We start from the raw sequence: 20,979 nt of genomic DNA, 5'->3' as shown, positions 1-20,979 counted from the left end.
CCAATGAGATACTATTTAAAAAGTATAATTGCTTTTTCTCTGTTTCCGCAAATTCTATTGGTGAAATTCTTGGCTACAAAACCAGAATGGATTGAAACATATTATAGCCATGGTATTTATCCAATTATAAGTAAACTATTTAGAATTCTGTTTGGATGGCTTCCTTTTTCTATTGGCGATATTCTGTATGCTTGCCTTATAATATTAGCTGTTCGCTATTTAATCAGAAATAGAAAAAAAATTAGATATAATATCTATCCATTTCTAAGAGATGTTCTAATGGTTTTATCAATTGTTTATTTTACTTTTCACTTCTTGTGGGGATTAAACTACTACCGGCAACCAATTAATAAAAAACTTGAAATAGCGATTACTTATACCAAACCAGAGCTGATTAATTTAACCGAAGACTTGGTTGCTAAGTCAAATTCCATTCACTTTCAAATTACCAATGATACTGCTAAGGCTGTTATAATACCCTATTCTAAATCAGAAATATTAGCGATGTCCAAAATTGGATATCAAAAATTAAGTGAAATATATCCGAAATGGAATTACACTGCACCAAGTATTAAAAGGTCTTTATTTAGCACTCTTCTAACTTATATGGGTTACGGTGGATACTTAAATCCATTTACCAATGAAGCTCAAGTTAATGGAATAATGCCAAAGTTTAGAGATCCATTTATAAGTAGTCATGAAGTAGGACATCAAATAGGGTATTCCGCAGAGAATGAAACAAATTTCATTGGTTACCTCGCTGCAGTTAGTAATGAAGATTTATATTTTAGATATTCTGCTTACACCTATATGATTGGCTATTGCCTAAATGATATTCGAGCGAATGACCAAGAAACATTCGATAGATTATACTCTCAATTAAACCCTGGAATATTAAAGAATTACCAAGAAGTGACCGATTTTTGGATGGCTCATGAAAATCCATTAGAGCCAGTTTTTAAATCAATTTTTAATTCGTTTTTAAAGGCTAATAATCAAAAAGACGGTATTGAAAGTTATAGTAAAGTGGTAGCCTTACTGGTAAATTATCATCAGAAATATCCTTTATAAATATCCTACTAAAATTGAAGAATTGATTTCACAATACATATTTTAGATTGCTTAATGAAAATATAAATCTAACTATGTATTCCACCTGATTTGTCTTTTAGTAACATTGGTTTTTGCTTTCGAACAATTGACAATATTTCTGCCACTATTGACACTGCTATTTCTTGTGCTGTTTCAGCTCCAATATTCAGTCCGGCAGGACCGTAAACTCGATTCAACAATTCTTCATTCAAATCTGGAAATCGCTCAATAAATTCATTTAATAATTTTTCACGTCTTTTTGAAGGCCCAAGTATACCCAAATAAACAGGTAATGTATCTTTTATGGCCAATAAATATTTTAAATCTCGTACATAACTATGTGTCATTAAAATTACAGCCGTATTCTCATCAATTGAATTGGCATCAAACAACTCGGGTTCTACTGCAACAAATTGCTTTATTCCTGGAAAGTCTTCCTGTGTTTTTTCTTCTGCAGCAGCAGCAATAACGGTTACCTCCCACCCTGTATTGGCAGCATATTTCCCTAATTGAACTGCGTCATGTTCCGCACCAAAAAGCACCAATTGAAAACAAGGTGCTTTTATTTCCTCAAAAATTAAAAATTCCGCATCTCTTTCAAAAGATTTTTGGACGGAATAATCCTCATCTAAAAAATTAAAAAGGGTACCAATATTTGTATTTTCTCCTTCCTGTTTTAAATAGAAACAACTTACCTTAATTTCTTTACGTAGCTCTAAAACAGTCTCAAAAGATGAAATAAATAATTCTGTTGGTTCAAAAGGCTCAATTAGTATATAGAGCATGCCTTCACAACCCAATCGATAACGCCCATCATAGGTCATCATTTTCGCAATGCCTTTCTTAAAAACACTTTGTGATTGCTGTAAAATTTCCTTTTCAACACAGCCACCACTCACAGCACCTGTCATTTGTCCATCTTCTCTTAGTAACATCCGCACACCAGGTTTTCTGTAAGAAGAGCCATCCAAAGCAACTACAGTAGCCAAGGCAGTCTTTAGCATTAATTTATTTGCTACCAAATATGCAGCAACTATGTTTTTAAGTTCATATGTCATACCTAAGGCAAGTTATTAAAATAAAATATTTACAAAAGCAATTACCACTATGTTTATCTTGAAAGTTCGTAATTTACACGTTCAAATTAAAAGCTAGTGACTGACTCATTTAACAGACAAATAGAATATGTGCGCATCGCGGTAACGGACCGATGCAATCTACGCTGTTTCTATTGTATGCCAGCTGAAGGCATAATATATGAGCCAAAAAAAGAATTACTTACTTATGAAGAAATTACTAGAATTTTAAAAGTACTAGGTGGAATAGGATTTAAAAAAGTACGGTTCACTGGTGGAGAACCTTTTCTTCGAAAAGATTTTATGAAACTGTTAGAGCGTACTTCTGAAATTGATGCCTTCAATGCAATACACATAACTTCTAATGGAACGCTTTTACAAAGGCATATCAAGCGATTGAAAGAATTAGGAATTACGAAAATTAATTTAAGCATTGACTCATTAAATGCTGAGCGATTTCATAAAATTACGCGCAGGAACGATTTTGAAAAAGTAATGAAAACTTTCCATTTATTAATTGAAAATGGATTTGCAATAAAGCTGAATGCCGTTATTATGAAAGGCATTAATACACAAGATATTATTGAACTTGCTGAACTTTCGAAAAACTTTAATGTTGATGTTCGATTTATTGAAGAAATGCCATTTAACGGTGGTTATAAGGAAAACATTGAAATGTATTCTGCTAAGGATATTTATGCAGATTTAAATGCCCATTACCCAATTCTTAATAAAATAGCAAGTAAGCATGGTGATACGGCCGACTTAATTTCAGTACCCGGGTATAAGGGTAATATTGGAGTTATAGCTGCATTCTCTAGAACGTTCTGTAATACTTGTAATAGATTACGAATTTCAGCAAAAGGTGAAATTAAAAGTTGTTTGTACGATGATGGTGTTTTTAATATTCGTGACTTTGTACGCTCAGGAGTTTCAGACAAGGAATTGGCCAATAAATTTGCTGAACTTATTCGGCTAAAACCAAAAGACGGCTTTGAAGCTGAAAAAATGCGTAAATCACCAGAATCAGCGTTGCAAAGCATGAGTAGTATTGGAGGATGATGTTGGCAGTTAGCAAAAAGAAACTCAAATTTTTAAGCTACTAGAAATATAAAGCCAAAAGTGAATTACTGAAAAATGAATAATACATTTATCACTTACGAAAATGCACTATCTATTTTAGTTGAAAACACCAGTGTTCTCCCAATTCAATTGCGAGAAATTGAAAATTGTATCGGTGCTTATCTTGCTGAAGATTTAATTGCTGATCGCCCCTTCCCTCCTTTTAATCGTGTTACTATGGACGGAATTGCAATTGTTTACGAACAGTTTAAAAAAGGACAACGCGAATTCCTAATTGAAGAAATTGCCGCTGCTGGTACGTCTCAAAAAACCTTGAAAGACAATCAAAATTGTATAGAGGTGATGACTGGTGCAGTTTTACCTAAAGGAGTAGATACGGTTATTAGATATGAAGATCTAAGTATCAATGAAGTGACTAACACCGTTACTATAAATATAGATGTCTTAAAGTTCAAGCAAAACATACATTTTAAAGGTATGGATATCGCTGAAGGAAATGTAATTGTATCCAAAGGCAAACAGATATCAAGTGCCGAAATAAATATCGCAGCAACAATTGGAAAAGCTGAACTAAAAATAACTGAGCTACCAAAAACTGTAATTATTTCTACAGGAGATGAATTAGTGCCAATTGAAGAAGTGCCCGAATTGCATCAAATTCGAAAATCTAATGTATACGGAATTCAGGCAACTTTAAAAGAATGGGGAATAAATGCCGAGCTTGAGCACGTAGCAGATCATAAAGAAGAAATGATCAAAGCCATTGCCAATTTACTTGATAGTTTTGACGTACTTATTTTTACTGGAGGAGTGTCTAAAGGTAAGTTTGATTATCTCCCTGAAGTTTTACAGGAATTAAAGGTGCAAAAACATTTCCATAAAATTCAACAACGACCAGGTAAACCTTTTTGGTTCGGAACAAATGAAGCTGGTAAAAAGATTTTTGCACTTCCCGGTAATCCTGTTTCTTCTTTTGTTTGCACCTATATTTATATTCAATACTGGCTAAAAAAGTCGTTGGGTTTACAAGAGAATACCTTGTATGTTAAATTAAAAAAAGACATCCAATTTAAACCAAACTTAGTTTATTTTTTAGAAGCCACATTAGAAAGTAATGCACAAGGAAATTTAGTAGCTAACCCAATAAAAGGTAATGGTTCTGGTGACTTTACTAATTTAACGCATACCGATGGTTTATTAATTCTTCCACAACATAAAAGTGAATTTAAAAAAGGTGAGGTTTACCCATTTGTACGTTTTCGGAATATTTTTTAAGCATTCAAAAAACTAAACTGAAAGCCATTTATTAATAAAACGCGCACTCCTACTATTAACACTAAAACAGCAGTTACTAATTTTATACTCTTACCAGTAAACTGATTTAAACTCATACGGACTCCTAATTGTCCCCCAATAAGTACTGCAATTATTAAAGCTATGGCTTCAACCCATGGCACTTCGAACGTACCTTTTGTCAATAATCCTCCAATACCAGAAATAGAATTCACAAGTATGAAGAAACTTGCTAAAGCTGCTATTTTTATCGATTTATCCCACTTCATATAATTTAAAATAGGGGCTAAAAAAATACCACCACCTATTCCAACTAATCCAGAAAGCAATCCTATGCCCGCCCCCAATAAATATGTAACATACGATGGATAATTTGGATTAACCTCATTAGATTTAGATATACTCACGGATTGAACAATTAATGCCAACGCTGAAATAATTAAAGCTGTACCTAAAATTATAAAAAAGATGTGCTCTTGTAATCTAAAACGGGCACCCAAAAATGCCAATGGAATACTAGATAATACAAAGGGAAGAAATTTTTTAAAATCTAAATAACCTTTTTTATGAAACAGATATGTACTTCCAGAAACTACAACTAAATTACATACCAAAGCTGTACTACGTATGGCAAAAAAACTAGTAAAAACAAGAGTAAGAATTGCTAAATAACTGGACCCACCACCAAAACCAACTGAAGAATATAAGGCAGAAACTATAAAAAAACCTAACACTAAAAAAGCGAGTTCTGGTATTGTTAAGAGCATGTCGCCAAATACTGATTTAGTCCCCCAGAAATACTATATAATGATGTCATTGGATATTTTTTTTGCAATTTTTTCAAGGCCATCTCACTACGTTTACCTGATTGACAAAGTAAATAAACCGGTACTGAGAAATCAATTTTCTGTAAATTAGCCTCAATAACATTCAAGGGAATATGTACACTTTCTGCTAAATGAAAATCTGAATATTCTTCATTTGTTCTCAAATCTATTATTTGGGCTTTAGCTGTAATTAACTTCTGAATTTTATTAGCCGAAATCGAAGGCACTACTTCACAAGGGTCCTGCCATTCGTACGTATTTAGCAATTCAGTAATCAACAAATTTTTAGTATTCACCTTAAACTTGATCTTTTGATACGATTGTTCAAGTGCGCTGAATATCAACAACTTTCCTGATAAAACCTCTCCAATATTCGCGATTACTTTAATAGTTTCCAGAGCCTGTAAATTTCCTATTATACCAGGGAGAATACCCAATACCCCATGCTCATTGCAATTGGGTACTTCATCAGCCTTTGGCATTTCTGGAAAAAGACAACGATAGGTTGGCCCACCCATATAATTAAAAACACTTATTTGCCCCTCAAAACCGTGTAACGCTCCATAAACAAATGGTTTATTTAAGATAACACAGGCGTCATTTACTAAATAACGAGTTGGGAAATTATCTGAAGCATCAACAACTAAATCATAATCCGCTATAATTTTTAATGCATTTTCTTTAACGAGAAAAGTATCATAACTAACAAATTTAGTTTGCGAATTTTGGGCCATCAATTTCTCTTGTATAGCCTCAATTTTTGGTCGGCCAATATCAGACTCTGTATAAATTACTTGTCGATGCAAATTACTTTCCGATACGCTATCTTGTTCCACAATACCTAAAGTACCTATACCCATCGCATTTAAATAGGTTAATACAGGTATTCCTAACCCACCAGCACCTATAACCAAAACTTTAGCATTGGTCAATTGCTGTTGAGCACTAGGTCCAAAACCTTTTAAAATATTTTGTCTATTGTACCGGCCAGAATTCATATTACAGATATTTTCGTCAACGCCGCATTATAATCTTGTACTGAATTTGCATTCAGGATTACATTTTTATTTTTTGGAAAGACTAATTTCGTGTCATTATTGATCAAAAATTTACGTGGACAACTTCCATTACCAGCCTCTAGATAAGTAATTGCTTTTTGAAGTGCATGAGGCTCCCAAATTGCACATAATGGTTCTGGAAGCGGGTTTTCATCATTAGCAAAAGCTGTCGCATATTTATTAGGGTCACGAGCTTCAATTAATTCTTTTAATGCAGCTATATCTATTAAAGGTAAATCACATGCTAGAACCAACCATGCGGCTTTCTTGTCAAAATTATGCGCCGATAAAATTCCATTAAAAGGTCCTCTAAATTTATCTTCATCAGCTAAGGTTGCAAAACCATGGGACATTTCTTTTTCTTGCTCACCTCTTAAACTAATAAAAGTATGATCACATACCTCACCTAATAGGTTATACAAATGTTCGCGTTGCGGAACTTTGTGATAAGTTATCAAACCCTTATCTGTGCCCATGCGGGTACTTTTCCCTCCAGACAAAACTAGTCCGTTTAATTTAGCGATTGAAGTCATTTTTACCACCTGTTTTTTGTTCTAATTGTATTTCAGATATTTTAATATCGTGTGATAAGGCTTTACACATGTCATATATAGTTAAGGCGGCAACTGAAACTCCCGTTAGTGCTTCCATTTCAACACCAGTTTGTTCATTACATTTTACATGGCAAGTTACTTGTAATGCATTTTTAACTGGAATAATATCAATATTTATTTTAGATAAATTAATTTGATGGCAAAGCGGAATCAATTCTGAGGTTTTTTTTACCGCTTGAATTCCAGCAATTATTGCTGTTTGAATAATACTTCCTTTATGACCTAGAAAATCTTGTTCAGCAAGTTTTTCAAAAACACCTACAGGAAAAATCACTTTTCCAGATGCAATCGCATTTCGAACACTACTTTTTTTGTTAGAAACATCTACCATTGAAGCATTGCCTTCCTCATCGATATGTGAGAGTTCTTTCGACATTTTAAAGTATTTTAATTTAGTACGGCAGTATTTAATGCAAATTCCACCGCTTTTTCCGCATGGATTTGTGTAGTATTAAAAGTAGGAATCGACACATGTTCTGGTTCAATTAAAAGTGGGATTTCAGTACACCCTAAAATAACACCTTCTGCTCCATTTTTTACAGCCTCATAAATTATACGTACATATTGTCCTCTACTACCAGCGTTAATTTTACCATGAACTAGCTCTTCATAAATAACATTGTGAACGACTTCTCTATCGGTCTCGACTGGAATTAATACTTCAATGTTAAATTCATCAGCAAGAATGTTTCTAAAAAAATCACGTTCCATGGTAAACTTAGTACCTAATAAAAGTACTTTGCTTAAGCCTTTAGCCTTTATCTTCTCTCCAGTAGCTCTAGCAATATGTATTAATGGTAAATCTACCGCCGTAGTAATTGCATCGCTGCACAAATGCATTGTATTGGCACAAATTAGAATTACATCTGCTTGCGCATTTTTTAAATTTGTGGCTGCTTCAACCATTTTTTGATCCAAAGCATTCCAGTCATTTATAGCCTGTAAAGCATGAATTTCTGAAAAATCAACAGATTCAATAGTGCATTTAGCAGAATGAAATCCACCAGAAATTTCTCGAACCTTCCTATTTATTATTTTATAATACATTTGGGTTGATTCCCAACTAATACCTCCAATTAATCCTATTTTTTTCATGTGCCAATTTTAAGGATGCGCAGAAACCCACACTGTTTTGTTTTTAAATACTTCTTTTTTCCAGATAGGTACAGTCTCCTTTAAAGTGTCAATCATAAATCGACAAGCTGCAAAACAAGCATCTCTATGGCCAGAAGAAACTCCAATAATAACTACTGGCTCTTCAACTTCTTTAACACCTACCGCGTGCCGCATTACTACCTTATTCAAATTCCATTTCACCATAGCTTGATCTACAATTTTTTGCATCTCTTTTAGCGCCATCGCTTTATACGTTTCAAATTCTAGTGATACTACTTCCTCATTATTGGTAAAATCGCGTACCGTACCTACAAAAACACATATACCCCCGCTTTTAGGGTCTGTGAGTTCCTTATATACGCCGTCAACATTTAAATTATCAACTATCTCAATAATTGTTTTTTGCATCAGCCTCCACTTACTGGTGGTATTATTGCTATTTCGTCATCATCTTTTAAAATAATATCATCAGTGGCATATTCACTATTGACAGCTACAGCAAATGATGACAGTTTTAAAAAATCGGGATACTCTTTTGTTAAGTATACCTTTATATCCGCTACCGAATTTGGCAGCGCGGAAGTTTGCGATAAATCAATATTAGATTTCCCAACTATATCTTTAGCGATGCCGAATAACAACAATTCCATATGAATTTAAAATAAGGCTCAATTTACTTAAAAATACCCATTTATTTAGTCTTTGTAACTACTTTGGCATTTTCTGGTAAATCGTAAAATTCACTAGGTTTAGCATCTTTGCTTATTTCAACATTTTCGAAATTAACAGTTTTGCGGGGCTCGGTAATCAAACCATTTTCGTTGGCATACCAAGTTATAGAATTTGGAAGCACTAAACCACCTGTTGTATTCCAATCATCGTATCGAATCCAGCTTACTTTATCAGACTTTTCTCCAGTTCGATAACTAACGGTGTAACCCAACCATTTCATTTGATATGTTTCTGGGTCATAAAATAATCGATAATCATCTTTTGAGGAAACTCCAATGCCATCATCAAAGGAAACTTTGACTCCTGGAAAACTCTCTCCCTCAAATTCCAAATTTTCAACCTCTGAATAATTAATACCCTTATCTCCTAAAACAAAAGGCATACTATAAAAGTAGAACATCAAATTATGATAAAAAATAGGATCGCCTTTGTAAGAGTTTCTTTCGTCTAACAACCAAATATCTTTCCCGTTAGATCCGGTTATCCAATTATTAGTTTTAATTTTTTCTTTTCTAGTACGCAAATCAATAGTATGGATTTCAGCATCATCAGGATTAGGCAACATAAAAGCTAAAGTACGTTGGCTTTTCCATAAATCCATTCCTCCATGGGCTTCAAATACTTTATCCATATTACTTCTTGAAACAGATACCTCCTCAATTTTTGTATTCTGCTTTACTCCTTCAATTGCTTCTTTTTTGTCGTTTTCCTTACAGGCAAAAAGCATAAACACTACGATAATCGATAAAATTTTTTTCATTTTTTACATTTAGATTGAATACTCTTGGTCGCACCCTTTCACTTTTCTTTACATTTGTTCTGATGACCGAAATTAAACATATAAGTAGTGTTCAAAACGCTTTAGTAAAGAAAGTTCTCTTACTAAAAGAAAAATCTCGTGAACGCAAGAAAACAGGATTATTTATTTTGGAAGGCCAGCGAGAATTGCAATTGGCGTTACATGGTAACTATAAAATTATAAGCCTATTTTTTCAGGAAGATTTAATCGAACTTAAAGCAATTTCAAATTTGTTCCTAGGCGATAAAATTTCAGAAATCATTTCAATCTCAAAAGCGGTTTATCAAAAATTAGCTTATCGAGAAACAACTGAAGGACTAATTGCAATAGTTGAAGCTAAAGATCACGACTTAAGTTCTTTAAAATTTAAAAAAGTTAATCCTTTAATACTGGTGCTTGAGTCGCCTGAAAAACCGGGTAATATTGGAGCTATGTTACGCACAGCTGATGCAGCAAATATTGATGCCGTAATAATTGCAGATTCTAAAACTGATTTATACAATCCGAATATTATCCGATCTAGTGTCGGTTGTGTATTTACTAATAACGTTGCTATTGCGAGTTCGGAAGAGGTAATTTCTTTTTTAAAAGAAAATAACATCTTAATTTACACGGCCTCATTACAGGCATCTAAAAATTATGCAGAAATAGATTTCACAGGTGCTGCAGCTATTACTATGGGTACAGAATCTACAGGATTAACGGCAAAATGGATTGACAATACCGACCAAAACCTTATAATACCTATGAGTGGTCAAATTGACTCAATGAATGTATCGGTATCTGCAGCAATACTTATCTTTGAAGCTAAAAGACAACGTAATTTTAATTAGTCAACGCTTTACCTTTTAAATCTGAAATTTGAACTACTTTTTCTACATCATTATTGCAATTTTAATTTTTCAATTCATGCTGGAAACAGTTATGAATTATTTAAATGCTAAACACTTTAGTGACCCTGTGCCTAATGAATTAGCTGATGTTTTTGACGAAGAAGAATATCGTAAGTCTCAAGATTATAAACAGACCAATTATAAATTTGGATTACTAAGTTCAACTTTCTCATTACTGTTGACTTTAACATTTTTGCTTTTTGGTGGATTTGAGTGGGTAGACGAACTTGCAAGGAGTATGAGTAATCAACCTATTGTAATTGCGCTAATATTCTTTGGAATAATAATGATTGGCAGTTCCATTATTACAACCCCATTCTCTTACTACCAAACTTTCGTTATAGAAGAGAAATTTGGATTCAATAAATCTACTCCGAAACTTTTTATCCTTGATAAAATTAAAGGTTGGTTTATGCTCGCCATTGTAGGCGGTGGAATCTTGGCACTTATACTATGGTTTTTTCAATGGGCAGGTAATAATTTTTGGTTGTACGCGTGGGCGGTTGTAGCGGTATTTTCAATATTTATGAACTTATTTTATAGCAGATTAATTGTTCCGCTTTTTAATAAACAAACTCCGCTTGAAGAAGGTGAGTTAAAAACTAAAATCACTACTTACGCAGAAAAGGTTGGATTTGAATTAAAGAATATTTTCGTTATTGATGGTTCTAAAAGGTCCACAAAAGCCAATGCTTATTTTTCAGGTTTTGGGCGAGAAAAAAGAGTAACGCTTTACGATACCTTAATAAATGATTTAAATGTCGATGAAATTGTAGCAGTACTCGCTCACGAGGTTGGACATTATAAACGAAAACATATTATTTTTAATATGATTGCTTCACTTTTATTAACAGGATTGACTTTATTTGTTCTTTCACTTTTTGTCAATAATCCTGAGGTCTCTCATGCTATAGGCGTATTGCAACCTAGTTTTCATGCAGCACTTATTGGTTTTGGAATTCTATATAGTCCCATATCTGAATTAACGGGATTAATTATGAATTACCTCTCCCGTAAATTTGAATTTCAGGCCGATGATTATGCTAAAAAAACTTTTACAGGCCAGCCTTTAATCACCTCATTGAAAAAATTGTCTAAAAATAGTTTGAGCAATCTTACCCCACATCCGGCCTTTGTATTCATGCACTATTCTCACCCTCCTTTAGTTGAAAGAATTCGAAACTTGAGGTCATAAAATATCCACTAACCCCCTATTCTACATTGGTCGTTTAAATATACACTAGATGTAATTTTTGTTGTGTACTATTAAAGATCGGCGTATTTTTAATATAGTATGACGCAAACAGCTATAGAACAAGAGAATAAGGAAATTGCCAAGCAGTACAAAGAATTGCTGGGTATCAGTTATCAAACGCTTTCTGACGATGATAAAAAACTGATACGTTCCGCATTTGAGGTTGCTGTTGATGGGCACAAAAATCAGCGAAGAAAATCTGGCGAGGCCTATGTTTTTCATCCTATCGCTGTAGCTAAAATTGTAGCTTCTGAAATAGGATTAGATGCCACTTCCATTGCTTCTGCTTTACTGCATGACGTTGTTGAAGATACAGAGTACACTCTTGATGACATTGAAAGAATGTTTGGAGAAACTATTGCCAGAATAGTTGATGGATTGACCAAAATTGCTCACCTTAAAAAAGATACGAGTACCTCGCAACAAGCAGAGAACTTCAGGAAAATGCTGCTTACTTTGAACGATGACGTTCGAGTAATTATCATAAAAATTGCTGACCGATATCATAATATGCTCACCATGGATGCCATGCCTGAACACAAACAGGTTCAAATGGCGTCTGAGACACTTTATATATATGCGCCTTTAGCACACCGTATTGGACTCTATAATATTAAGACCGATCTCGAAGATCTTAGTTTAAAATATACCGAGCCAGATGTTTACAAAGATATTGCAAGTAAAATTGAAGAATCTAAGGAAGAACAACAAGCTTATATTGATGCGTTTTCTGGAATAATTGATGCTACTTTAAAAAAGGAAAAGCTTAATTACTACATTAAAGGTCGAATGAAATCTATTTTTTCTATTCGTAGAAAAATGAAAGCGCAGAATGTAAATTTTAATGAGATTTATGACAAATTTGCAATCCGAATTATATACAAGGCTGATGCACGTAATGAGAAGTTTATAGCTTGGAAAATATATTCGATTGTAACAGACCACTTCACACCCAACCCAGTTCGATTACGCGATTGGATTTCATCTCCGAAATCCACTGGTTATGAGGCGCTACATATTACTGTAATGGGGCCAAAAGGACGTTGGGTTGAAGTTCAGATTCGTAGTGAACGTATGCATGAAATTGCTGAAAAAGGATATGCTGCTCATTTCAAGTATAAACATGGAGACCAAAAGGAACAGGGAATTGAAGTATGGCTAAACAAGTTGCAAGAAGCTTTAGAAAGTTCTAATACTAACGCTGTAGATTTCGTTGAGGAATTTAAGCTTAACCTTTATTCAAAAGAAATATTTGTTTTCACCCCAAAAGGTGAATTAAAATCACTGCCGAAAGGAGCTACTCCTTTAGATTTTGCTTTTAATGTACATACAGAAGTAGGACTAAGAACAAGAGGTGCCAAGGTTAATGGAAAACTAGTTCCATTAAATACTACCCTCCATAGTGGAGATCAAGTAGAAATTATGACCTCTGATCAAGCAAAACCAAATCAGAACTGGTTAGATTATGCAACTACTGCAAGGGCAAGGGCAAAAATAAAATCTTCATTAAGAGAAGAGAAAAAATCAATTTCGCTTGAAGGAAAAGAAACTTTGCGGAGAAAATTAAAGTCGCAAAAAATTAAATTAAATGAAGACTCAATTAATAAAATGGTAGCCCATTTTAAACTAAGTACGAGTCTAGACTTATTCTATCGCATTGGCATTGGGGTTATTGATAATCAAATGATTAAAGACTTCGCATCATCATACAACAATGCTTTCATCAGTTTCTTTAAGAATAAAATGCGAAGGAGCCCTGTACAAGAAAACATTGACAAAGAAGAAATTACTTCTAAATATGACATGTTAGTTTTTGGTAAGGAGGAAGAAAAATTAGAATATACCTTATCAAAATGTTGTAACCCCATACCAGGAGATAAAGTTTTTGGCTTTATAAGTGTTAATGAAGGAATAAAAGTTCACAATAAAAATTGTCCGAATTCAATCTCATTGCAAGCACATTATGCGTATCGCATTATTAATGCGCGATGGATTGACTCATCTCAAGAAGAATTTAAGGCTGTGATACAATTAACAGGTATTGATAATCTTGGTCTTGTAAGTGATATTACAGAAGTGATTTCAGATAATTTGAACGTAAATATGCGTAATTTAAATTTTAGTACTGATGGTGGAACCTTTACAGGTAAAATAACCGTAGTGGTAAAAAACAAAGCAATGATTAAAATTCTTACCGAGAAATTGAAAGATATTAACGGTATAGATAAGGTGCGAAGGCTTTAATTTTCGGTGCACCCTATTAATTATACAATTTTAGGTTGAAAACTTTCGAGCTTACTCCGTAATCTATATTGAAATATAGCCGTACATTTACATCTTTGGCGGTATTTGTACTATCATGGCGAAAAATAAAAATCAAGACATTGTAAAAAGTGTATTCACCTCTTTTCTAGGGGAAAACGGACATAGAAAAACTCCGGAACGTTACGCTATACTTCAAGAAATATATGAAAGCGAAGATCATTTTGATATCGAGTCGTTATATATTAATATGAAGAATAAAAATTATAGGGTTAGTAGAGCTACTCTTTATAATACAATAGAACTTTTACTTGAATGTAAATTGGTGCGGAAACACCAATTTGGCAAAAATCAAGCGCAATACGAGAAATCGTATTTTGATAGACAACATGACCATGTTATCTTAACCGATACCGGTGAAGTAATGGAATTTTGTGATCCTAGAATACAATCCATAAAAAAAACAATAGAAGAAGTTTTTGACATAAAAATTAACAACCACTCACTATATTTTTACGGAACAAAAAATAAAGAAAAATCCACTAACCAATAATTGCATTTAATACATGGCGGTAGATCTACTGTTAGGCCTCCAATGGGGCGACGAAGGAAAAGGAAAAATAGTTGACGTACTTACTAAGAATTATGATATCATAGCCCGTTTTCAAGGTGGCCCTAATGCTGGACACACCTTAGAATTCGATGGGATTAAGCATGTATTGCATACCATTCCATCAGGCATATTTCACGATAATGCTGTTAACGTAGTAGGTAATGGTGTAGTAATTGATCCCGTAATATTTAAAAAAGAACTTGACAATTTAAAAAAGTTCAATCTAGATACAAAGTCAAAGCTTTTTATTTCCAGAAAAGCTCATTTAATTCTACCTACGCATCGTTTACTTGATGCTGCATCTGAAGCTTCTAAAGGTAAAGCTAAAATTGGCTCAACTTTAAAGGGTATAGGTCCAACCTACATGGATAAAACCGGTAGAAATGGTATGCGCGTTGGTGATCTTGAACTTGATAACTGGAAAGACAAGTACAGAGCATTAGCGGATAAGCATGAAAGTATGATTGACTATTATGATGTTGATCTAGAATACGACCTAAAAGATTTGGAAGTAGAATTTTGTGAAGGTGTTGAAGAACTTAAAAAGTTAACTTTTATTGATAGTGAAGAATACTTACACCAAGCACAACGTGAAGGTAAAAAAATATTAGCAGAGGGAGCTCAAGGTTCCCTACTTGATATAGATTTTGGCACGTACCCATTTGTTACATCATCTAACACAACAGCAGCTGGTGCTTGTACTGGATTGGGTGTACCACCAAATAAAATTGGAAAGGTTTTTGGAATTTTTAAAGCTTATACCACGCGAGTTGGAAGTGGCCCCTTCCCTACCGAACTGTTTGATGACGATGGTAAAACAATGGCAAGAGTAGGTAATGAATTTGGAGCAACAACGGGCCGTCCAAGAAGATGTGGCTGGTTAGATTTAGTAGCGTTAAAATATGCCGTACAAGTAAATGGTGTAACCAACCTTATGATGATGAAAGGTGATGTTTTAAGTGGATTTGATACCCTAAAAATATGTACCTCATATAACTATCAAGGAAAAGAAATATCGCATTTGCCTTATAATATAGAACCTGAAAATGTAACCCCTATCTATACGGAAGTCGATGGTTGGGAGGATGACCTTACCAAAATGAGTTCTGATTCCGAATTGCCGGCAACTCTTAATGCCTATATCGACTATTTAGAAAAAGAACTAGAAGTACCTATTTCAATAGTATCTGTAGGTCCCGATAGAACACAAACAATTCATAGATAAAAATTCTATAACTTTTATTAGAAGCCCTTTATTTTAGTGTCAATAAAGGGCTTTTTTAATGAATCTATTTTTCTTAGGAGCTATTAGATAATAGTCTATTCTTACTTAAAACTGCTCGATTAAATAATTAATTAAATCGGTTGTAGTTACTATGCCGCTTATCGCTCCATTATCAATTACTGGAATGGCGTGAAACTCCTTTTTAGATAATATTTGTGCCACTTCTTTTATCGTTGTTGTAGAAGAAACACTGATTAAATTCTTTGCCATCACCTGTTCAATGGTAAACATATTATACACTATAGTTTCAACAGATTCATCCTCGTCTTCTGTTGCATCGGCAAAACTAATTCGAAGCAAATCCGTTAAACTTAACATTCCAATTACCTCTTTTCCAGATACAACAGGAATGTGCCTAATATTATTCTTTTTAAAAAGACGTTCGGCAGTATCCAAATCATCAGTAGTATTTAAAGTAATGACTTTTTTAGTCATAATCTCAGAAATTGGTGTTCGCTTTTTCATCGTAATCTAATTTTAAATTCAAATTAAAACTACAAACTAACGGACTCTAAAACCATGATAATAATCATAAAAAGACGGAAAAGAATAAATGTTAATTTAATAAAAAACGGGGCTAAAAAGCCCCGTTAAAATAAATTAGTTTGATCGTTACCTCGCTACATTCACTGCACGTGTTTCGCGAATAACTGTTACCTTAACTTGACCAGGATAGGTCATATCTGTTTGTATTTTTTGTGAAATTTCAAAAGACAATTGCGAAGCTTTTTCATCAGTTACCTTTTCACTTTCTACAATAACCCGAAGTTCTCTACCAGCTTGAATTGCATAAGCTTTTTGAACACCGGCAAAACCGAAAGCTACTTCTTCTAAATCCTTTAAACGTTGTATATAAGAATCTAACACTTGTCTTCTTGCTCCAGGTCTCGCGCCACTAATTGCATCACAAACTTGAACAATTGGAGAGATTAAATTCTTCATTTCAATCTCGTCATGGTGAGCTCCTATGGCATTACAAACATCTTCTTTTTCGCCATATTTTTCTGCCCATTGCATTCCTAAAATAGCATGTGGTGTTTCAATTTCCGCCTCTGTATTTGGCACTTTACCAATATCGTGTAAAAGACCAGCTCGTTTAGCTATTTTAGGGTTTAAACCTAATTCGGCTGCCATAATACCGCAAAGCTTAGAAACCTCTCTTGAATGCTGTAATAAGTTTTGACCATAAGACGAACGATATTTCATTCTACCCACTGCTCGTACCAATTCGGGATGTAAACCATGAATACCTAAATCAATTATCGCACGCTTTCCTACTTCTACAATTTCTTGCTCAATTTGCTTTTCAGTCTTTTTTACTATTTCTTCAATTCTAGCTGGATGTATTCTTCCATCTGTCACCAATTTATGTAATGATAAACGAGCTACTTCTCTACGAACAGAATCGAAACATGATAAAATAATTGCTTCGGGTGTATCATCTACAATAATCTCAACACCGGTAGCAGATTCTAGCGCCCTAATATTACGCCCTTCTCTACCAATAATTCTTCCTTTAACATCATCAGATTCTATATTAAAAACTGAAACACAATTTTCAACAGCTTCTTCTGTTCCTACTCTTTGAATTGTATTAATAACAATTTTCCTAGCTTCTTGCTGTGCTGTAAGTTTCGCTTCCTCCACAGTAGTTTGAATAAATGCCATGGCCTCAGTTTTGGCAGTCTCTTTTAACGACTCCATTAACTGTCCTTTCGCGTCATCAGCAGATAAACCTGATATCACTTCTAATTGCTGAACTTTACTGGTATGTAATTTTTCAAGCTCAGATTGCTTCTTACTTAAAAAATCATTTTTATGTTCAACCTCTTTAAGCTTGTGACCCAACTGATCATTCAATTTTTTATTCTTTGCTAGTTCACTACTAATTTGTGATTCTTTATCACGTGTACGTTTTTCAGCTTCATTAATTTTCTTATCCTTATTATTTATAACTTTTTCGTGTTCTGCTTTTAGTTCAAGGAATTTCTCCTTTGCTTGAAAAATCTTATCTTTTTTAATACTCTCAGCTTCTAATTTTGCATCTTTTATAATGCTATTAGCATCATTCTTAGCATTAGCAACAGTCTTGGAGGCTTTACCTTTTTCCATAAACTTTGCTATTAAAAAACCTATTACTAGGCCTACAACGGCCGCAACCGCTATTGTGATATTATCCATATGATTAAATTTAAGTACTACTTTAGTGTTAACTAGAGCATTTTGAGTCTGATACGCGACCTCTTAGCCGCATTAGCAAAACCTTAAGTTTTGCATAAAAAAAGCCCACATTGGAGAAGTTTTGTACAAACTCCAGTAAACAGGTTTAGGGCTACCAAGCTGATCAAGGATCCTTATACAAGTAAGGCCTGCTTTTACAACTTAAACTCACCCTTTTTAAACAAAATTAATGTTGAGTTTGTCAAAAGATATTACCAATGTGGGCAGTAACTAATGTATTTTAAAGAACGTATTTATTTTAAACCAAGCTTTGAACTAACCAAATCATCTAGTGCAGAAAGGCGATCAACGGCCTCTTGTGTACCTGATGAACTATCTATTCCACGCTGTTCTATTTTTGAAGCAAATTGAAGTGCGCACATGGCTAACACATCTTGCTTATCTCGAACGGCATAGTTTTGTTCAAATTTCTTTGCCAACTGTTCAATATTTTTAGCGGCTTTGCGTAAACCTTCTTCTTGACTGGGGTCAATCGTTAGAGGGTATACTCTATCTGCTATCGAAAGCTTTATTTTGAGCTTTTCCGCCATTAATATATAAACTATTTATTATTCAGCCAGTTGGGCAATGCAATGATCCAATTCACGAATCAATGTATTTATCTTAAGCTTAGCTTCTGTTTTATTTGTATTACTGCCAAGCATTGAGTTTGCTAACACCAGCGATTTGTACTTCTCTTCCCATTCTGAAACAGAGTTTTGCACACTTTGGTGATTATTTTTAATGGAGTTTAGCTCTTGTTCCAATTTACTATTTGCCTGATTTAAAAGCTCTAGTTTATGCAACAATTTACTAATCTTGTTCTCCAGTGAGTCAACAATTTTGACCAATTCGCTCATTTACTAAACTCAATGCGTTATACACAAAGTTAACATACATCTTACAATTTAGCAATGCTTTTTCCAAAATTTCTTAAAGTAATACTTTAACTAGGCAACAGGATAAGGTATTTTTCGTTAAAATGAAGGGCGAAAATATATTTTGACCGACTTTTTTTGAAGTCGATGTGTTTAATTACCTTCGCTTTACCTTGATTTTGATTATGAAAAAAACCACATTTGGTTTATTACTTTTATTGTGCACAACCATATTTGCACAAGATAAATATCCCAAAGATGCCTTTAGGTCTCCGATGGATATACCCTTAATTTTGGCCGGTTCTTTTGGTGAACTTAGGTCAAATCACTTCCATTCTGGTATCGATATAAAAACACAACAACGACAAGGCTTACCCATTTACGCAATTGGTGATGGAACTGTTACGCGAATAAAAATAGCGCACTGGGGTTATGGCAAAGTAATTTATATCGCACACCCAAATGGGTACACCTCAGTTTATGGACACTTGCAAAAATTCGCTCCAGAAATTGAAGAATATATCAAAAAAGTACAATACAAAAAACGTTCTTACGAAGTTGAAGTGTTTCCTGATTTTGGTGAAGTGAAAGTTGAAAAGGGCCAAGTAATCGCCTATGGTGGAAATACGGGTAGCTCTTCTGGGCCACACTTACATTTTGAAATTAGAAGTAGTGTTAGTGAAAAACCGACTAATCCTCTTTTTTATGGGTTTCACGTTCTCGATGCAACAAATCCAAGTTTGGTGAAGCTTTTTGGCTATCCGCTTTCAGATAATTCACAAATAAACCAAAGTAATACTAGAACAGCAATAAATTTTAAAAGACAAAAAGACGGCACTTTTTTGGCAGACGAGGTTACAGCAATAGGCACTATTGGATTTGGTGTGATAGCTTTTGATCGACAAGATTTGGCCGCTAACAAAAATGGACTGTTTTCTGCCACACAAACCATAAACGGCAAAGTATATTCAGAATACGAGTTTGAAACTTTCTCTTTTACTGAAAGTAGATACATCAATACATTAATTGATTATGATTATTACGGGAAGTACCGACAAAAAATACAAAGGCTTTTTAAGACTCCCAGTAATAAATTAAGTATATATACTGAATTATACAACAACGGAAAAATTGATATTAAAGAAGGACTGGATTATAATGTCGAGATTTTGCTTAAAGATTTTGAGGGTAATAAGGTAAAAGCTATTATACCAGTACGTGGCATGAAAGAAGTTCTTAAAAATGTAGATAAATCTGAAAAAACAGAAAACTATATAGTAGCTAAAAAACCAAACAATTATGATTTAGGGGCTGCAAATGTATATTTCCCAACAAATACATTTTACAATAATTTCTTTATAGATCTTAAAAAAGGAAAAGATACGGTCACCATTCACAATAGTCGTGTTGCCGCACATAGAAATTTTACCATAACTTTTGATGTTTCAAAATATTCTAAGGAGGAACGCAAACAACTTTTCATTGCGCGTTTAGGAAAGTACAACAAGCCAAGTTATTCATCAACCTATAAAAGAGGGGAAACTTTTACGACCCGTACCAGAAATTTAGGTACTTATACTTTGGCAAAAGATACTGTTGCTCCTAAAATTAAAGCATCAAATTTTAAAGAAAAACAATGGCTAAACAATTATAGTTATCTAAGATTAAGAATTTCTGACGACCTCAGCGGTATCAATACCTATTCAGCCACTTTAAATGGTGAATGGATTTTAATGGAGTATGAACCAAAAAGGAGTACTCTCACTTATAATTTTGATGATAAAATTCTCGATAAAAAAGATTGCACTTTAAAAGTTGAAGTAACTGATAATGTAGGGAATACGTCTACCTTTACAAGTACTTTCTACAGAAAATAAAACGGT

Annotated in this window: 22 protein-coding genes and 1 other RNA gene; 9 read left to right on the top strand and 14 right to left on the bottom strand. The window is 33.8% G+C overall.

Annotation, left to right across the window (positions count from 1 at the left end; all coding sequences use genetic code 11):
* Positions 1 to 3 precede the first annotated feature (3 nt).
* Positions 4 to 1,071, top strand: a complete 1,068-nt coding sequence (locus tag ABJF52_RS01985; RefSeq protein ID WP_348145527.1) for a DUF3810 domain-containing protein — start codon at positions 4 to 6, stop codon at positions 1,069 to 1,071.
* Between the two features lie 68 nt (positions 1,072 to 1,139).
* Here ABJF52_RS01985 and ABJF52_RS01980 read toward each other — a convergent pair whose 3' ends face one another.
* Positions 1,140 to 2,150, bottom strand: coding sequence for an XdhC family protein (locus ABJF52_RS01980; RefSeq protein ID WP_348145524.1), 1,011 nt, complete (start codon positions 2,148 to 2,150; stop codon positions 1,140 to 1,142).
* Positions 2,151 to 2,246: 96 nt separating this feature from the next.
* Here ABJF52_RS01980 and moaA point away from each other — a divergent pair, with 96 nt between their 5' ends.
* Positions 2,247 to 3,230 (top strand): GTP 3',8-cyclase MoaA, encoded by a 984-nt coding sequence (moaA, locus tag ABJF52_RS01975; protein WP_348145522.1) that lies wholly within the window; start codon positions 2,247 to 2,249, stop codon positions 3,228 to 3,230.
* 75 nt (positions 3,231 to 3,305) lie between these two features.
* A complete protein-coding gene (locus ABJF52_RS01970) occupies positions 3,306 to 4,526 on the top strand; it encodes a molybdopterin molybdotransferase MoeA (protein ID WP_348145519.1) in 1,221 nt (406 codons plus the stop codon).
* On the opposite strand, the gene ABJF52_RS01965 is transcribed toward ABJF52_RS01970, so the two are convergent.
* Genes ABJF52_RS01965 through ABJF52_RS01930 form a run of 8 tightly spaced genes read right to left on the bottom strand, consistent with a single transcriptional unit; the run spans position 4,523 to position 9,651 of the window.
* Positions 4,523 to 5,311 (bottom strand): sulfite exporter TauE/SafE family protein, encoded by a 789-nt coding sequence (locus tag ABJF52_RS01965; RefSeq protein WP_348145517.1) that lies wholly within the window; start codon positions 5,309 to 5,311, stop codon positions 4,523 to 4,525. The genes ABJF52_RS01970 and ABJF52_RS01965 overlap by 4 nt on opposite strands.
* On the bottom strand, positions 5,302 to 6,369 hold the full coding sequence (locus ABJF52_RS01960) for a HesA/MoeB/ThiF family protein (protein ID WP_348145514.1): 1,068 nt from the start codon (positions 6,367 to 6,369) through the stop codon (positions 5,302 to 5,304). The genes ABJF52_RS01965 and ABJF52_RS01960 overlap by 10 nt, the downstream gene beginning before the upstream one ends.
* Positions 6,366 to 6,962, bottom strand: coding sequence for an NTP transferase domain-containing protein (locus tag ABJF52_RS01955; protein WP_348145512.1), 597 nt, complete (start codon positions 6,960 to 6,962; stop codon positions 6,366 to 6,368). The genes ABJF52_RS01960 and ABJF52_RS01955 overlap by 4 nt, the downstream gene beginning before the upstream one ends.
* Entirely contained in the window at positions 6,946 to 7,419 is a 474-nt protein-coding gene (gene moaC, locus ABJF52_RS01950; RefSeq protein WP_348145509.1) for a cyclic pyranopterin monophosphate synthase MoaC, read from the bottom strand. The genes ABJF52_RS01955 and moaC overlap by 17 nt, the downstream gene beginning before the upstream one ends.
* Before the next feature lie 11 nt (positions 7,420 to 7,430).
* Positions 7,431 to 8,138, bottom strand: a complete 708-nt coding sequence (locus ABJF52_RS01945) for an amino acid racemase (RefSeq protein WP_348145506.1) — start codon at positions 8,136 to 8,138, stop codon at positions 7,431 to 7,433.
* Positions 8,139 to 8,147: 9 nt separating this feature from the next.
* Positions 8,148 to 8,567, bottom strand: coding sequence for a molybdenum cofactor biosynthesis protein MoaE (locus ABJF52_RS01940; protein ID WP_348145503.1), 420 nt, complete (start codon positions 8,565 to 8,567; stop codon positions 8,148 to 8,150).
* Positions 8,567 to 8,809 carry a MoaD/ThiS family protein gene (locus ABJF52_RS01935; protein WP_348145500.1) on the bottom strand — a complete coding sequence of 81 codons (243 nt, stop codon included), beginning with the start codon at positions 8,807 to 8,809 and terminating at the stop codon, positions 8,567 to 8,569. Before ABJF52_RS01935 ends, ABJF52_RS01940 begins: the two co-directional genes overlap by 1 nt.
* Positions 8,810 to 8,850: 41 nt before the next feature.
* A complete protein-coding gene (locus tag ABJF52_RS01930) occupies positions 8,851 to 9,651 on the bottom strand; it encodes a DUF6503 family protein (RefSeq protein WP_348145497.1) in 801 nt (266 codons plus the stop codon).
* A gap of 62 nt (positions 9,652 to 9,713) precedes the next feature.
* Between ABJF52_RS01930 and ABJF52_RS01925 the strand changes: the two genes are divergently transcribed.
* From ABJF52_RS01925 to ABJF52_RS01905, 5 genes are all read left to right on the top strand, one after another.
* Complete coding sequence (locus ABJF52_RS01925) at positions 9,714 to 10,523, top strand: RNA methyltransferase (protein WP_348145495.1); 810 nt, start codon at positions 9,714 to 9,716, stop codon at positions 10,521 to 10,523.
* Between the two features lie 76 nt (positions 10,524 to 10,599).
* Positions 10,600 to 11,778, top strand: a complete 1,179-nt coding sequence (locus ABJF52_RS01920; protein WP_348145492.1) for a M48 family metallopeptidase — start codon at positions 10,600 to 10,602, stop codon at positions 11,776 to 11,778.
* A 99-nt stretch (positions 11,779 to 11,877) separates the two neighbouring features.
* Positions 11,878 to 14,082 carry a RelA/SpoT family protein gene (locus tag ABJF52_RS01915; RefSeq protein WP_348145489.1) on the top strand — a complete coding sequence of 735 codons (2,205 nt, stop codon included), beginning with the start codon at positions 11,878 to 11,880 and terminating at the stop codon, positions 14,080 to 14,082.
* Between the two features lie 115 nt (positions 14,083 to 14,197).
* Positions 14,198 to 14,653: a transcriptional repressor gene (locus tag ABJF52_RS01910; protein ID WP_348145486.1), complete on the top strand. Its 456-nt coding sequence runs from the start codon at positions 14,198 to 14,200 to the stop codon at positions 14,651 to 14,653.
* 13 nt (positions 14,654 to 14,666) lie between these two features.
* Positions 14,667 to 15,938 carry an adenylosuccinate synthase gene (locus tag ABJF52_RS01905; RefSeq protein ID WP_348145483.1) on the top strand — a complete coding sequence of 424 codons (1,272 nt, stop codon included), beginning with the start codon at positions 14,667 to 14,669 and terminating at the stop codon, positions 15,936 to 15,938.
* A gap of 105 nt (positions 15,939 to 16,043) precedes the next feature.
* Here the strand turns inward: ABJF52_RS01905 and ABJF52_RS01900 are convergent, their stop codons facing one another.
* From ABJF52_RS01900 to ABJF52_RS01880, 5 genes are all read right to left on the bottom strand, one after another.
* The gene (locus ABJF52_RS01900) at positions 16,044 to 16,463 is read right to left on the bottom strand and encodes a CBS domain-containing protein (protein ID WP_348145480.1); all 420 of its coding nucleotides are present in this window, start codon (positions 16,461 to 16,463) and stop codon (positions 16,044 to 16,046) included.
* Between the two features lie 147 nt (positions 16,464 to 16,610).
* Positions 16,611 to 18,179 carry a ribonuclease Y gene (rny, locus tag ABJF52_RS01895; protein ID WP_348145477.1) on the bottom strand — a complete coding sequence of 523 codons (1,569 nt, stop codon included), beginning with the start codon at positions 18,177 to 18,179 and terminating at the stop codon, positions 16,611 to 16,613.
* A gap of 127 nt (positions 18,180 to 18,306) precedes the next feature.
* A non-coding RNA gene (gene ssrS, locus ABJF52_RS01890) (6S RNA) lies at positions 18,307 to 18,417 on the bottom strand.
* Positions 18,418 to 18,472: 55 nt separating this feature from the next.
* Positions 18,473 to 18,769: a cell division protein ZapA gene (locus ABJF52_RS01885; protein ID WP_348145474.1), complete on the bottom strand. Its 297-nt coding sequence runs from the start codon at positions 18,767 to 18,769 to the stop codon at positions 18,473 to 18,475.
* 18 nt (positions 18,770 to 18,787) lie between these two features.
* Positions 18,788 to 19,078, bottom strand: a complete 291-nt coding sequence (locus ABJF52_RS01880; RefSeq protein ID WP_348145471.1) for a hypothetical protein — start codon at positions 19,076 to 19,078, stop codon at positions 18,788 to 18,790.
* A 203-nt stretch (positions 19,079 to 19,281) separates the two neighbouring features.
* Here ABJF52_RS01880 and ABJF52_RS01875 point away from each other — a divergent pair, with 203 nt between their 5' ends.
* Positions 19,282 to 20,973: a M23 family metallopeptidase gene (locus ABJF52_RS01875; protein WP_348145468.1), complete on the top strand. Its 1,692-nt coding sequence runs from the start codon at positions 19,282 to 19,284 to the stop codon at positions 20,971 to 20,973.
* Positions 20,974 to 20,979 lie beyond the last annotated feature (6 nt).

Source organism: Aurantibacter sp. (assembly GCF_039941195.1).
Taxonomy (GTDB): domain Bacteria; phylum Bacteroidota; class Bacteroidia; order Flavobacteriales; family Flavobacteriaceae; genus Aurantibacter_A.
The sequence above is the reverse complement of the archived record's forward strand: the minus strand, read 5'-3'. Positions and strand labels throughout refer to the sequence as shown.